This is a genomic window from Bradyrhizobium sp. B117 (assembly GCF_038969555.1).
Taxonomy (GTDB): domain Bacteria; phylum Pseudomonadota; class Alphaproteobacteria; order Rhizobiales; family Xanthobacteraceae; genus Bradyrhizobium.
The window spans coordinates 1848770-1862759 of the sequence record NZ_CP152414.1; the positions used below are offsets into that span (position 1 = coordinate 1848770).

The window sequence follows — 13990 nt, forward strand, 5'->3', positions numbered from 1 at the left end:
CCAGCCATCCCGCGTTGCTTGGGGGCCGGTGTGCAGCGCCGGTCCCATTTTTTTTTGGCGAGCGCTGAGAGGGAGAGCCGGGCCGGGAGGGGTTTGAGCCGTTGGGGTCAGAGAAGAGCGCCTGATGGTTCGACCCATTCCTGCTCTTCGAAAGAAATCCTGTCATGACCGAATCTCTCGCGGGCGGCGCTGCCGCCGCGCCGCTCTCGATGCGTGCCGCTGCCACTCTCACCACTGCCGCCCTCAAGGCCGCCCGACAGATCTTGACTGATCTCGAACGCGGCCGTCGCATCGATGCCGCCGTCCTGCGTAGCGCCATGGAAGCGGCCTTCGGCGCCTCGGACGCGGCCGGCGCCTGGAACTGGAAGATCGCCTACGACGTCTGCGAGGCGGCAACCGTTCTCTTCCTTCGCAAGTTCGGCCCGGCCATGCGCGCCAAGGCTGGCTCGACGGCTTCCATGCTGCCAATGCTGGCCAGAGTCGCGAGTCTTCTGCCGACCCATACGCGGCGCTCCGAGGACAGTCAGGCGTTTCAGCAATTCTCGACGCCGATCCCGCTTGGGCTGGCCGCATGCGCCGCAGCCGGCATTACGCCTGGCGATCGCGTTCTCAAGCCATCCGCTGGGACCGGCTTGCTCGCCATCCTGGCCGAGCTCGCCGGCGGCTCTCTGATGTTGAACGAGTTGGCTGAAGGCCGTGCGGCGCTGCTAGATCATTTGTTTGCCGACGTTGAGGTCACGCGGTTCGACGCCGCGCAGATCGATGATCATCTCGACGCGAACGTTGTGCCGAGCGTGGTTCTGATGAACCCGCCGTTCTCCGCGGTAACGAATGTCGATCGACGGATGGCGGACGCCGCCTTCCGGCACATCGCTTCGGCTCTCGCGCGCCTTTGCGATGGTGGACGCCTCGTCGCCATCGTTGGCGCAGGCCTTGCGCCGGTTAACCCGGCGTGGCTAGAGGCCTTGGTTCGCATCCAGGAGCGCGGGCGGGTCGTGTTTTCTGCTGCGATCGACGGCGCCGTGTATGCCAAGCACGGCACTCAGACGGGCACGAGGCTGCTCGTCATGGATAAGTTGCCCGCCGCCGATCGGGAGGCCTTTCCTGCCTCGCAGGGCATGGCCGGCGATGTCGGCACCTTGCTCAATTGGGTGACCCAGCACGTGCCTGCGAGGCTACCCGTCGCGGCGCCAGTCGTTGCCGACGTCGTTAGGCGCCGTGCAACGTCCCGATTGGCTGGCGCCATTGCACAAAGCCCATCGTCCACTTCGGGGAGCGTGCCAGACGGTGTGGAGCTTACGTACGAGACCGTCGAATGGTCGCCGCCGGAGGGCGCCCGCCTCACCGATGCTCTTTATGAGGAGTACGGATTGCAGTCGATCCGAATTCCCGGATCGTGTGCACATCCGACCAAGCTCGTGCAGTCTGCGGCGATGGCATCCGTTGCGCCGCCGAAGCCGTCGTACCGTCCGCATCTGCCTCCAAGCTTGATGGCAGATGGAGTTCTCTCTGACGCCCAGATCGAGAGCGTCATCTATGCGGGCGAGGCGCATTCCGAATTCCTGGCAGGCTCCTGGACGGTCGACACTACCTTTGATGTTGTGGCCGCCGCGTGCGACGACGCTGAGAATGCGGTCCGCTTTCGCCGCGGCTGGTTCTTGGGCGATGGCACCGGCGCGGGAAAGGGACGGCAGGTCGCAGGGATCCTGCTCGACAATTGGCTTAAGGACCGCCGCCGGGCGGTCTGGATCAGCAAATCCGACAAGCTGATCGAAGATGCACAGCGCGACTGGTCCGCTCTCGGCATGGAGCGGCTGCTAGTTACGCCCCTGTCCCGGTTTCGCCAGGGCACACCGATCCGGCTTTCAGAAGGCATCCTTTTTGCCACCTACGCCACGCTACGTACCGACGAGCGTGGCGAGAAGCTTTCTCGGGTCAGGCAGATCGTTGAATGGTTGGGCTCCGACTTCGACGGAGTGATCGTCTTCGACGAGAGCCATGCCATGCAGAATGCGGTCGGCGGCAAGGGCGAGCGCGGCGACCAAGCGGCCTCGCAGCAGGGGCGCGCGGGCCTGAGGCTCCAGCACGCCTTGCAGAATGCTCGCGTGGTTTATGTGTCGGCGACGGGCGCTACCACGGTCCACAATCTCGCTTATGCCCAACGCCTGGGCCTTTGGGGCGGCGCCGACTTCCCATTCGCCACGCGCGCCGAGTTTGTCGAGGCAATCGAGGAGGGTGGTGTCGCAGCGATGGAGGTGCTGGCGCGCGACCTCAAGGCGCTCGGCCTCTACGCCGCCCGCTCATTGTCCTATGAGGGCGTCGAGTACGAGCTCGTGGAGCACCAACTCACGCCGGAGCAGGTTCGCATCTACGACGCCTATGCCGGTGCGTTCAGCATCATCCATAACAACCTCGACGCGGCGATGCGGGCCGCCAACATCACCGGCGAAACCGGAACGCTGAACGGGCAGGCAAAGTCCGCGGCCCGATCTGCCTTCGAGAGCGCCAAACAGCGCTTCTTCGGCCATCTGCTGACCTCGATGAAGACGCCGTCGCTCATCCGATCGATCGACCGCGATCTCGACGCCGGCCATGCCGCTGTCATCCAGATCGTGTCGACGGGTGAAGCGCTGATGGAGCGCCGGCTCGCCGAGATCTCGACCGAGGATTGGGGCGACGTCCAGGTCGACATCACCCCGCGCGAGTATGTGCTCGACTATCTCGCCCATTCCTTCCCGGTGCAGCTCTATGAGCCCTTCACCGACTCTGAGGGCAACCTCTGCTCTCGGGCTGTCTATCGCGATGGCCAGCCGGTCGAGAGTCGGGAGGCCGTAAAACGACGCGGCCGCCTCATCGAGAAACTCGCCTCGCTGCCTCCGGTACCCGGCGCGCTGGATCAAATCGTGCAGCGCTTCGGCACCGATGTGGTCGCCGAGGTGACCGGCCGCTCGCGCCGCATCATTCGCAAGGGCGACCGGTTGGTGGTCGAAAACCGCGCCGGTTCGGCCAATCTCGCTGAGACCTCGGCCTTCATGGACGACGTGAAGCGCATCCTCGTGTTCTCCGACGCGGGCGGCACGGGCAGGAGCTACCATGCCGAACTGTCGGCCCGGAATCGCCGCTTGCGCGTCCATTATCTACTCGAGCCCGGTTGGAGGGCCGACGCCGCGATTCAGGGCCTCGGCCGCACCAACCGGACCAACCAGGCGCAGCCGCCCCTGTTTCGTCCCATCGCGACCGACGTGAAGGCCGAAAAGCGCTTCCTGAGCACCATTGCCCGCCGGCTCGACACTCTGGGCGCCATTACGCGCGGCCAGCGCCAGACCGGAGGTCAGGGCCTGTTCCGGCCTGAGGACAATCTCGAAAGCCAGTACGGGCGTGACGCGTTGCGTCAACTCTACACGTTGCTCGCGCGAGGCAAGGTCGACGGCTGCTCACTCGAGAGGTTTGAGGATACGACAGGGCTGAAGCTGACCGATACCAATGGGCTCAGGGACGACCTGCCGCCGATCACGACCTTCTTGAACAGGTTGCTCGCGCTCACCATCGACCTGCAGAATGTCTTGTTCACCGCCTTCGAGCAGCTCTTGACCGCTCGGATCGAAGGCGCGGTCGCGGCGGGCACCTACGACGTCGGGCTGGAAACGCTCCGCGCTGAGAGCTTTGTCGTTACCGACCGCCGAACGATCTATGCCCATCACGGCACCGGCGCCGAGACCCGGCTGCTCACGGTCACCCAGCGCCAGCGCAATCATCCGGTGAGTCTGGATGACGCTCTCGCACGTCTTTCCGATCGCCGTGGTGCTGTTCTGCTGATCAATGAGCGATCGGGACGAGCCGCCGTGCAGGTCCCGGCGGCGAGCGTCATGCTCGACGACGGTGAGATCGAGCGGCGCGTCAGTCTGATCCGGCCGATGGAGCATCATAGGATCCCCCTAAACATCATGGCGGAAAGTCATTGGGTGGACGCGGATCGTGAGCGATTCGCCGCGGCCTGGCTGGCGGAGCTTGCCGAGGTGCCCGAGTTCACGGAAAGCACGATCCACGTCGTCGCAGGTTTGCTGCTCCCCATCTGGAAGCGGCTGCCGAACGAATCGACACGTGTCTATCGGATTCAGACCGATGCGGGCGAACGCATCATCGGACGCAAGGTCTCGGCGGTCTGGGTCGCAAATGTCCTTGCGGCGGAGGCGCCTTCGCTGACGCCGGACGCCGCATTTGCCGCACTGATGGAGGGACGGACCGTCCTCGATCTCGCGGAGGGGCTCCAACTTCGCCGTGTCCGGGTGATGGGCGCATACCGCATCGAACTGTCGGGATTCAATGACACGATGCGCGACCGCCTCCGTGCTTACGGCCTCTTTGGGGAGATCATCTCCTGGAAGCTGCGCATGTTCGTGCCCACGGACGCAAGCGGCGTCGCGATCCTGTCGAAGTTGCTCGACAGCTATCCGGTTGCATGCATCAGTGAGCGGGAGGCCGCGTGATGTCCCGCGGTGCGTCCGAACTAGCACACCGCCTCGCGCGCGAGGCCGAGGCGGTATGCCGACACTATCTCTCCAATGGTAAGCGGGCGGGGCGGTACTGGGTGGTTGGCGACGTCCACAACACCCCCGGCCGCTCGTTATTTGTGCGGCTCCAGGAATCGTCGAAGGGCCCCGCCGGCAAATGGACCGATGCCGCGACCGGGCAGCATGGCGATCTCCTCGACATCATCCGCGAAAGCCTTTCTTTGCGAGACTTCCGCGAGGTCGCCGAGGAGGCGAGGCGGTTTCTGAAGCTGCCTCGTTCAGAGCAGCAATCCGTTCCGAAACCCATTCGTTCAGTCGCGCGGGCCGGATCGCAGGAAGCCGCTCGTCGGCTCTTTGCGATGTCCAGCCCGATTGAAGGGACATTAGCCGAGGCGTACTTGCAGCGTCGCGGAATTGCTTGCATCAACCATGGTGGCAGCTTGCGCTTCCATCCTCGTTGCTACTATCGACCGGACGAGCATTCGTCGACCGAAACCTGGCCGGCGATGATAGGCGCCGTCACGGACCTCGAGGGACGGATCACCGGCGTGCATCGCACCTGGCTAGATCCACACGGCTTTGATCGCGTGCGGCTCGGCAAGGCCCCGATCGACACGCCACGACGGGCCATGGGCGACCTGCTTGGTAACGCCGTTCGCTTCGGCGTGGTGCACGACGTGCTCGCTGCGGGCGAGGGGATCGAGACCATGCTGTCGCTGCGTTATGTACTGCCGACCTTGCCCATGACCGCTACTCTATCGGCCAATCACCTCTCAGCCATGTTGCTGCCGTTTGGACTACGCCGACTCTATATCGCCCGTGACGCAGATGCCGCCGGAGATGCTGTACAGGCTATTCTCACCCAGCGCGCAGAAGCCGCCGGCATTGAAGCGATCGCATTGTCGCCCCGGCTGGGCGACTTCAACGAAGATCTGCACATCTTCGGCCTCGAGGCCCTCCAAGCAGCGTTGCTACTTCAACTCGTACCGGAGGACGTCGTCCGTTTCCTGCATTCTCCGGCAGTAGCCGCGGAATAGCCGCGACGTGTCGCTCGGCGTCAGCAGGTCGGTCATAGCGAGGCCACTGCCGGAAGAGGACGCGACCACGGGCCTTCTAGAGGGCGATCGGACGGCAAGCGGTTCGGGCCGGCAATGGCTGCGACCGGCTATTTTCCGCCGCGCGTCGGCGATGGGAAGACACATTATTTATCTGGCCGGCGCGCTTTGCATCGCGAAGCAAAATAGCCGGCCTCCGCCATCCTCCGCTGCGCTTCGGCCCTCCGCTCTGCTCCGGGTTCTGGCCCGTTCCGCCTGCCGTCTGAGTGATCGCCACGAAGGCCGCGATGGTCGCGGCCGATCCGGCAAAGGATCGCCTTCATGACCGATCACGATGACATCGAACCGCCGCACGCCGCATCTGCGACCGAACACGTTCTTACCGAAATGCAGCTCTTTGGTTACCGTCCCTTCGACGACCAGCCCGATCCACGGCCGCTGCCCGAGGGCAAGATCATCGCCAGTGCCGTCGCCGACATCTTTGATGCCTTAGTCGCGACGTTGAGCGATACGCGGCTCGAGCCGGATCTTGACGATTTGCTCTGGTCGACCGTCAACCTGTTCCATCGTGCCGTCGACCGCGTCGGTCGCCAGCTCGACGACAACGAGCAGGCGCAACAGAAGAGCCAGCGCGAGCAGGACGGCTCCGAGGTGCGATCGGTCGAACTCGAGCGTCTAACGGCCGAAGGTGTCACGTTCATCGAGCGCCGCAACTGCCTGGAGCTCTTCCGCGACCAGGCCATCGAGCGCTTTGAGACTCACACCGGCTCATTCTGGCGCCCCCGATCTGGATCGCTAGTGAACCATCGTACGCTGACCGCAGCGATGATCGACTCCCGCGACTTCATCGCGGCCAAGCGCCGCGCCGAGACCGAGGTCATGCTGCCCGCTGGGCCGAAGATCGCGCTCACCGGAGGGCTCGACTTCAACGATCACCACCTCATCTGGGATCGTCTCGACAAGGTCCATGCTAAGCATCCCGATATGGTACTGCTCCATGGCGGCTCCCCGAAGGGTGCCGAACTGATCGCATCCAAATGGGCGACGATCCGCAAGGTGCCTCAGATCGCCTTCAAGCCTGATTGGACGAAACATGCCAAGGCTGCACCTTTCAAGCGCAACGACGCCATACTCGAAATCCTGCCGATCGGCGTCATGCACTTCCCGGGCACTGGAATCCAGGACAACCTCGCCGACAAGGCGAGGCGGCTCGGCATCCCGGTTTGGATGTTCGGCGGCGCGTGAGCGCCGTCTGCTCGACCTGAAGTCTTTGAGGCGAAATTGCTCACGCCGCAACTCCGCCTCGTTTCGGTCCCATATCCAGAGTTGCGCCGTGGTGGTGGTGGAAGGCGCAACCGGTACATCTATGCACATGGAGCCACCACCATGCTCGCCATTGGGCTTGTTCTCAACACACTAGGCATCGGCTTGTTCTGCTGGGCGATCTTTGCCCTCGCTGTGTATGCCTTGCCGTTTTTCGTCGGACTGAGTATCGGGATGACGGCGGTTCAGAGCGGCGCCGGCCTGGTCGGTGCGCTGCTTATCGGAACGGCCGGTGGCGCCTTGACGCTTGCCATCGGTCAGGCGGCCCTCGCCTTCACTCGGTCCTTGACCTTGCGCATCGCCATCGCGACCGCCTTTGCTGTTCCCGCTGCCGTCGCCGGCTATCATGTGGCATTCGCCCTGTCACAGATCGGGATGCCCTCGCTGGCTTGGCGTGAGATCTTCGCTTGCCTGGGCGCGGTCTTTGTTGGCGGTACAGCATGGACACGCTTGACCGTTTTTGCCGAACCCCGCCCGTTCGAACTGGCCGGGGTGGTGGAGAATCCGTCGCCGCCGAGTTTTCCGGCCGCCACGCGCGAGGGATGACCATTTACCGCCCTCGTCGTCGAGCAGGCTCGCATAGATCGGTGCATTGAACGAGGGATCGTCGAGCTTGAGCGAGAGGTAGTCGCGGCCCTCCTCGGCGTGCCCTAGACCAAGTCGCACCATTTCGGCTGGCCCACTAAGCCTGCGGTGGAGTGGCGAAGTCTCGATCGTTTCTTTGGAGGCGATACCGCCAATTGCGGCAGATTGTTTCTCTTTCCGCGCCCAATCTTTTCCACCTCTTGTTCAGCGCAACCGAGATACGCCACGACTTCTCTCGAGAGTGCGGTTCAGCACGCGACGCACGTGGCCTCATTGATGGCTTGATCTGGCCGAAGACCGGCTTCGCCTCGATCGTCTGAGCCGAAACGCCGTTGATGCGACTTTCTTCCCCTGGGCTTCGCCCATTCCTCGCGAGGCAAGAAAGTCGCCACAACGGCGTCCTCCGCTACGCTTCGGCCCGCGAGCGGGTGCGTCGCCGATCGTCCTCGGCCTGTAGATCGCCATCGAGGCCGCGGTGGTCGCGGGCTCGAAACACAACAGGAGAAGTGACATGGCCAACATCGGTTCTTTCAAGAAGGTCGGCAACGATTTCCAGGGCGAAATCGTCACCCTGAGCCTGCAAGCCAAGGGCGTCCGCATCGTCGCCGAGACCAACCGCTCCAACGACAACGCTCCCAGCCACCGCATCTACGTGGGGCGCGCGGAGATCGGCGCAGCCTGGTCGAAGCGTTCCGAGGAAGGCCGCGACTACCTCTCGCTCAAGCTCGACGACCCCTCGTTCAACGCGCCGATCTACGCGAACCTGTTCGATGACGACGGCGGTGAGGGTTACACCCTCCTGTGGTCGCGGCCGCGCAAGAGCGGCGAGTAAGGCCCCACCAAGCCCCGTCCGGTCCGCCGGGCGGGGCTTCTCATATTGCCTACTCCGGTCCATTGAGAACGGTTTTCTGTGCTCATCACCCTGATGCGCCACGGCCGACCCGGCAAATCGGGGCGGCCGCGGTGACGCATGTCCGTATGCGGCGCTCGCTGGACCTAAGGCGAACTCGCGGAGGCAGCACCGACACGACACTTTCATCGAGTCCAGATCGAAATGGATCGTTTTGACCGAATAGCCACGAAAATTGATATGCTGGCGCCTGCTAGAACGAAGAGGAATCGTCTTTGCGTTGATCGTCCGAAGACATCGTGTCGATGAGCTGTCAGACCTTTCCGAACTTTGCCTCAGGTCCAAGGTGTGTGGGGATATGATCAAGCGTTTCTGGAAGCGTTTCGGCGGGAGCTATCTCTTAATCAGCGGATCCCAGGTTTGTGCCTTGGTGCGCCACCACCCTTAAGAGATTGGCCCCTATGGGGCATTTTTTTAGTTACACGGCAGAACAAACCGCATCTCATGCGACGGCGTTCGTGGTCGATGTTACGCTGCCAGGATGCTACGCGACGTTCCTTTGCTTCTGTATCTTCACCCATTCGATACAGCTTGCAAATCTGATGGTACAGGCCGATCACGTGCTCGTCGTACGATAGGATATTTGAGCAAAACGGATATCAATTGTCCTGGGCCTAGGCCCAGGCACCGCTTGCCGCAGAACAGGATTGCTCGGGGTCAGCGGTTTGCATCTCTCGCGCACAAGGTTGCCTAATCTTTGCGATGTGTTCTCTCGCACGCGGAACGTAAGCTCAACGGAAATCCAAACGCGTGAAGGATTGATCACATACGCGAAAGCCCCATTTGCGAGAGCGCGGCCCGACCCAGAAGACTGTATGGATTGGCCAACGTTTCGATAATTTCAAAGTGATTGAAGTCCTCTCCGACTAAGAGCGTGACATCATTGCCTGCACTCCGCGCGGCGATAGCGAAATCCCGAGCCTGGCGTTGGAATTCGGGGGTCTCTTGGGTCCCGTAAGCAACGACTATTGGCGAATCCATCTTCTCAAGATGGCGCTGCGGAGACAGCGACTCCTCGATGGCATCGGTGAATGCTACATACTTCGATCGCGCGGATAGCCGGACAGGCTTCAGATCATACATGCCGGAGACAAACAATCCGCCCTTGATTATGTCCACGGGCAGGGCAAAGTCTTTAGCCCAATTGGTGGTAAAAGCGACGCTTGCCAAATGCGCACCAGATGAATGGCCCGAGATGTAGATCCTATTCGGATTTCCTCCAAAGGTTGCAGCATTCTTGTGGATCCAAACGATCGCGTTGCGCACCTGGTTCGCGAGCGGCATAAGGTCACCGTTGGTCTCGCGCACGTTAGTAAAGTCGACTGCGAGAAAATGGGCGCCTGCTTTGGTAAACATTTCTGCTGGAAATGCGAAGTTCCTGGCTTCCTCGAGTATCCATGCCCCTCCATGTATGAAGACCTGAATAGGTGCGCTTTCCGCGCTTGTCGCGTAGCAGTCGATCCCTTCGATTGGGGTCGCGCCATACTTTAAACGCCGGGGAGCGCCAATGTGTTGTCGAGCGGTTTTGCTCGCAGAAGCGTAGCGTTTGAGGATTTGGTTCCAATTTGGCGCGAACTTTGCTTGGTCATAAGCATCGTCAAGGGCGGCCTGATCCATGTCGAGCCAGACTTTTCGGTCTTGAGCTGTTTGAGCCAGCGCATAACTGGCCGCAGCGCTGCTCGCGGTTGCCATCGCTGAGGCAATGAAAGTTCTACGTCCTACTACCCCTGCCGAATTCATCTCGGGCTCCGTTTACGTGTGCTATTACCCTGGGGGTTAAGAGGTCGTGCCGTCTATCCATTTGGAGCGAGCAGAATCCGTATCGCGCGAGAAAATGATGACATCCTTGGTGTTCACGCGAACCGGCAGCACTTTCTACATCGGGCTCTCCTCAGGGTATGGGTCTTATCTCCGCCCTCAGCGTACTCCTCATGAGGCCGGTCGCTGAAGAATGAACAGGTCGCCGAACGTGTCGGGTCGGCGTGTCGATGAAAACTTCCTCGGAGCTCAAGCCACGGATAGGCGCTTTTTGAGTGCTTTCTTGCATTATTCGGATAGTTGCCGCCCTCAGTGGATCAACGTGACTTTAAGGGCGGGCGACGACCCGTTTGGGAGGGATACGGGCGTCCTCAACGTCATGCGTGGCGACCGCTACTATCCTCTCTATTCCCAAATATCGACATCTCGATTAAAGTGCCTCAGGCTTCTGGAGCGTCGACGTGCTGTCAGCTGTGGCGTGTTTTCCCTTGGAAAGGCATCGTTTGTTTGAGACGCGCGATCCCGACGAGGCGCGCGATCGGGTCGGCAAGGTGTTCTGCGCGCATCAGCTTAGCTATGCCGGACGGGGACGCCGCTTGTTTGCCCGGCAGAACTTCGCACAATTCGGACATCTGGCGCTTAGCTATCTCGCGTATGGCGAGGAGATGATCATCGACGCCGGAGAGATCGAGAATTGTTATTTTGTCCGTCTCATTCGAAGCGGGAGCTCCGAGATACGGATAGGAAAGTATCAATTCGTCGGTAACTCTCGAATTGGGTCCGTCAGCTCCGCCAAGTTGCCGCTTAGCATGCGCTGGAGCCCGGACTGCGCGCATTTGGCACTCAAGATAGACCGTCGGGCCTTGGAAAGACACCTGAGCGACTTGCTTGGCAGCGCCATCTTGCGACCCGTCGAGTTTATACCCGAGTTGCCCGTGGACACGGGACGTGGCGCGAGTTACCGACGCCTGATCGAATTCATATCAAATGAACTCGATTGTGATGATGCGTTAATGGCCTCGCCACTGGCCGTCGCAGGGCTCGAACAAATGCTTATGACCTCCCTGCTTACGATGCAGCCGAGCAACTATTCCGCGGCGCTATCGGCGCGAGTAAGTCCGGCCGCACCGCGTCATGTGCATCGCGCAGAGGAGTACATCCGAGCACACGCAGATCGCCCAATCACAATAGGCCAACTAGCCGAAGTCGCCGGCGTCCATACGCGAACTCTCTTTGAAGGGTTTCAGCGCTTCCGCGGCATAACGCCCTTTGCGATGTTAAAAGCTGTCCGTCTTGAGCGCGTTCATGCCGAGCTCAAGACAGCGGGCACTTCTGGGTGCGTCTCGGACATCGCGCTCAAATGGGGTTTCGCACATTTGGGCCGGTTCGCCCAGCTCTATCGTCGACGCTTCGGCGAACTGCCCTCGGAGACCCTGCGGCGCTGAATCGTTGTCGCGCCGCGGAGCGTCGGATAGCTGAATTTCCACTAATTCACCGAGATCAAGCACGCGAGATCGGCAAGCTTATCGGGTAGACTGCTACCGAGGCTTACGTTCGATCTTTAGCCACATATTTGCGTCGCGCCGTTCGCCAATTATTGCGCTCTGAGTAGATCAGAGCCGGGTGAGCGTGCAAACGACTACTTGCTCTTAAGGCTGGTCGGGCGGGGCTTCTCACAAGGCCGCCCTCAGTCTTTGCATTGTGCATCGAGGCATGCAGCCTTTGCCTAGCTGTCGCGCTTCCGGACGCAACAATGCTTTTTTGCCCGTCGCAAACGCCTTAGAGCTGTCCCGAAGCGACATAGTGTGTGGTTGCAACTCAATCACCGCCGTTTGCCTGGTTTTGGTCGTTCGTCTCGTGCCTCATCATCTGGCACGACTAGATCGACGTGACTCACACCCAACGTGCTGGCGAGTTCGAATAGAGTGACGACAGTTGGATTGCGACGGCCACGCTCTAGGTCACTAATATACTGTTGGGTAAATCCGGACGCTTCGGCGAATTTCTCCTGCGTGAAGCGCTTCTGCTTCCGCAGTCTTGCGAAATTCCGACCGACCAACTTGCGCATGTCCATCGGCGCAAATTGCGTCTTTACATACTATGAGGTTTATCTCCTATAGTATGTATTTCGAACCGGTCAGCGAGTCCGCAATACGGCTAAAATGAGACGTGCGGACGAGCTCGGCCAATCAGGGAGGTTAGAATCATTCGCTGTTTGTTGGGATGCTTATGACAAAACCGCAACTAGATCCTGACGTAGCGGATGTGGCGCCGAATGAGCCGGCGCTGACGGCCTATGACGAAGAGCATGTTGTAACGTACATGCGCCTTATGCAGGCCGAGGGTGAGGGGGCTGACTGGCGAGAAGTGGTTCGAGTGGTCTTGCATATCGACCCGGAGCGAGAGCCCGACCGCGCGCGGACTGCATATCAGAGTCATCTTGCACGCGCTAAATGGGTGACCGAGCAGGGACGCCTCTTACGCGGATCCGGTTCTACATAGAAGAAAATCGCCGGCCGACGACTTGCAGGCAGAACGATTTTCTTTTGCTAACGAGTGGTCATTCCGGTGCACCACGTGGTGCCGAACTAGGGTCTTCCTACAACCGTCTCGTTCATACCTATTGCGCCGCAATCGTAGCAGCGTGCAATGGGGCGGAAGCAATGCCTGAATTCGACTGGCGGTCGCCGGATTCCTACAAGAGCCTACAAGACGCGGAAGTCACCGACATCGCCTGGGAATGTCTCCGCCGCAACGCCGACTATCGGCGCGAGTATGAGGTGATGATTGCCAACAGTCCGAACGTGACTGCTGAATTCAGGAGGAAATGGGGTATCTGCTTTCGCCCATGACCCGCAGAGGTCATTCGACGAGCAGACGATCTTTTGGGCGCCTGAGGTTCTAGCGGCCGTCGTTCCGGTGACGGTTGCTGGGCCGCCGATCGCAATTCAGCGTCTCAACCCCTGCTTGACCTTGCAGCAGGTCAGGTGCGCCGCGCCGCCGACGGCTGGCACGCCGTGCTGCGCATCGGTGCGGTAGATCACCGTGTCTGGTCCAAGGACTCGCTGGTGCTTGGCGCGTCATATGCAGCCGAACTGCCGTTCGACGGCGATTTCGGCGCGCGTGCGTATGCAGCCCGACGGCTGTGGCGCGCGATCAATGGGCGCGCGCCAGGTCCGGCATTTCACAAGCTATCCAAACAGCGGCGCGAACGCCTGAGCGCTGCGATCCGTGCGCTCGATGCGCATAGCGCCGGCGGCAGTTATCGCGTTATCGCCGAAGCGCTATTCGGCAAGAAGCGCATCCCCGATCGCGCCTGGAAGACGCATGATCTGCGCAATCGAACAATCCGCTTGGTGCAAGGTGGCCTCTCGTTGATGCGCGGTGGCTACCGCAAACTCCTGCGGCCCGGGCGCAAGGACGAGTAGCGCAGTCCCAAGGGGTGCCGAAAACCGCCCCCTCCATATTCGGCATCCCCCTCCGAGATATTGCTTCTCCATGATGACCGCACACACGCTGGCCTAGCCAAGCGTAGTGCGATGTCCTCCTGGAGTCCTCAAATGCCCGATCCGATGGCCGGTCTACCACCGCGATTCCTGCGTACACCGGAGGCCGCGCGCTATCTTGGCCTGTCAGGCCGCACACTCGAAAAGCATCGGACATATGGCACAGGGCCGACTTATCGGAAGATCGGTGGTCGCGTCGTCTACGCCGTCGATGACCTGAAAGCGTGGGCCGACCGCGGCGCTAAGACGTCGACCTCCGACCCCGGCAAGGGAACGGTGCTGCCGGCCAAGAAGCATCCCGCGCTGCGCCCGTATGCGGGCCAGGAACGTCGCTGATTGCCG

12 protein-coding genes and 1 pseudogene are annotated in these 13990 nt (G+C 61.1%); 10 read left to right on the forward strand and 3 right to left on the reverse strand.

Annotation, left to right across the window (positions count from 1 at the left end):
- Nucleotides 1-164: 164 nt before the first annotated feature.
- The 4 genes from AAFG16_RS08950 to AAFG16_RS08965 all read left to right on the forward strand — a co-directional run bounded on the left by AAFG16_RS08950 (nt 165) and on the right by AAFG16_RS08965 (nt 7435).
- Nucleotides 165-4487 (forward strand): strawberry notch-like NTP hydrolase domain-containing protein, encoded by a 4323-nt coding sequence (locus AAFG16_RS08950; RefSeq protein WP_342738856.1) that lies wholly within the window; start codon nt 165-167, stop codon nt 4485-4487.
- Entirely contained in the window at nt 4487-5548 is a 1062-nt protein-coding gene (locus tag AAFG16_RS08955; protein ID WP_342738858.1) for a toprim domain-containing protein, read from the forward strand. The genes AAFG16_RS08950 and AAFG16_RS08955 overlap by 1 nt, the downstream gene beginning before the upstream one ends.
- A 339-nt stretch (nt 5549-5887) precedes the next feature.
- The gene (locus AAFG16_RS08960; protein WP_342738860.1) at nt 5888-6811 is read left to right on the forward strand and encodes a DUF2493 domain-containing protein; all 924 of its coding nucleotides are present in this window, start codon (nt 5888-5890) and stop codon (nt 6809-6811) included.
- Between the two features lie 141 nt (nt 6812-6952).
- Nucleotides 6953-7435, forward strand: coding sequence for a hypothetical protein (locus AAFG16_RS08965; protein ID WP_342738861.1), 483 nt, complete (start codon nt 6953-6955; stop codon nt 7433-7435).
- Nucleotides 7436-7495: 60 nt separating this feature from the next.
- Here the strand turns inward: AAFG16_RS08965 and AAFG16_RS08970 are convergent.
- Nucleotides 7496-7558, reverse strand: a pseudogene (locus tag AAFG16_RS08970) (hypothetical protein); the annotation flags it as partial.
- A gap of 427 nt (nt 7559-7985) precedes the next feature.
- Between AAFG16_RS08970 and AAFG16_RS08975 the strand changes: the two are divergent.
- Complete coding sequence (locus tag AAFG16_RS08975) at nt 7986-8306, forward strand: DUF736 domain-containing protein (RefSeq protein WP_342738862.1); 321 nt, start codon at nt 7986-7988, stop codon at nt 8304-8306.
- An 840-nt stretch (nt 8307-9146) separates the two neighbouring features.
- On the opposite strand, the gene AAFG16_RS08980 is transcribed toward AAFG16_RS08975, so the two are convergent.
- Nucleotides 9147-10124, reverse strand: coding sequence for an alpha/beta hydrolase (locus AAFG16_RS08980; protein ID WP_342738863.1), 978 nt, complete (start codon nt 10122-10124; stop codon nt 9147-9149).
- Nucleotides 10125-10603: 479 nt separating this feature from the next.
- Between AAFG16_RS08980 and AAFG16_RS08985 the strand changes: the two genes are divergently transcribed.
- Entirely contained in the window at nt 10604-11587 is a 984-nt protein-coding gene (locus tag AAFG16_RS08985; protein ID WP_342738864.1) for an AraC family transcriptional regulator, read from the forward strand.
- A 377-nt stretch (nt 11588-11964) separates the two neighbouring features.
- On the opposite strand, the gene AAFG16_RS08990 is transcribed toward AAFG16_RS08985, so the two are convergent.
- Nucleotides 11965-12216, reverse strand: coding sequence for a helix-turn-helix transcriptional regulator (locus tag AAFG16_RS08990; RefSeq protein WP_342738865.1), 252 nt, complete (start codon nt 12214-12216; stop codon nt 11965-11967).
- 155 nt (nt 12217-12371) lie between these two features.
- Here AAFG16_RS08990 and AAFG16_RS08995 point away from each other — a divergent pair, with 155 nt between their 5' ends.
- The 4 genes from AAFG16_RS08995 to AAFG16_RS09010 all read left to right on the forward strand — a co-directional run bounded on the left by AAFG16_RS08995 (nt 12372) and on the right by AAFG16_RS09010 (nt 13984).
- Nucleotides 12372-12644, forward strand: a complete 273-nt coding sequence (locus AAFG16_RS08995) for a DUF2285 domain-containing protein (RefSeq protein ID WP_342738866.1) — start codon at nt 12372-12374, stop codon at nt 12642-12644.
- 161 nt (nt 12645-12805) lie between these two features.
- Nucleotides 12806-12994, forward strand: a complete 189-nt coding sequence (locus tag AAFG16_RS09000; protein WP_342738867.1) for a DUF6499 domain-containing protein — start codon at nt 12806-12808, stop codon at nt 12992-12994.
- 135 nt (nt 12995-13129) lie between these two features.
- Nucleotides 13130-13570, forward strand: a complete 441-nt coding sequence (locus AAFG16_RS09005; RefSeq protein ID WP_342738868.1) for a DUF2285 domain-containing protein — start codon at nt 13130-13132, stop codon at nt 13568-13570.
- A gap of 132 nt (nt 13571-13702) precedes the next feature.
- Nucleotides 13703-13984 (forward strand): helix-turn-helix domain-containing protein, encoded by a 282-nt coding sequence (locus AAFG16_RS09010; protein WP_008561544.1) that lies wholly within the window; start codon nt 13703-13705, stop codon nt 13982-13984.
- The last annotated feature ends 6 nt before the right edge of the window (nt 13985-13990 follow it).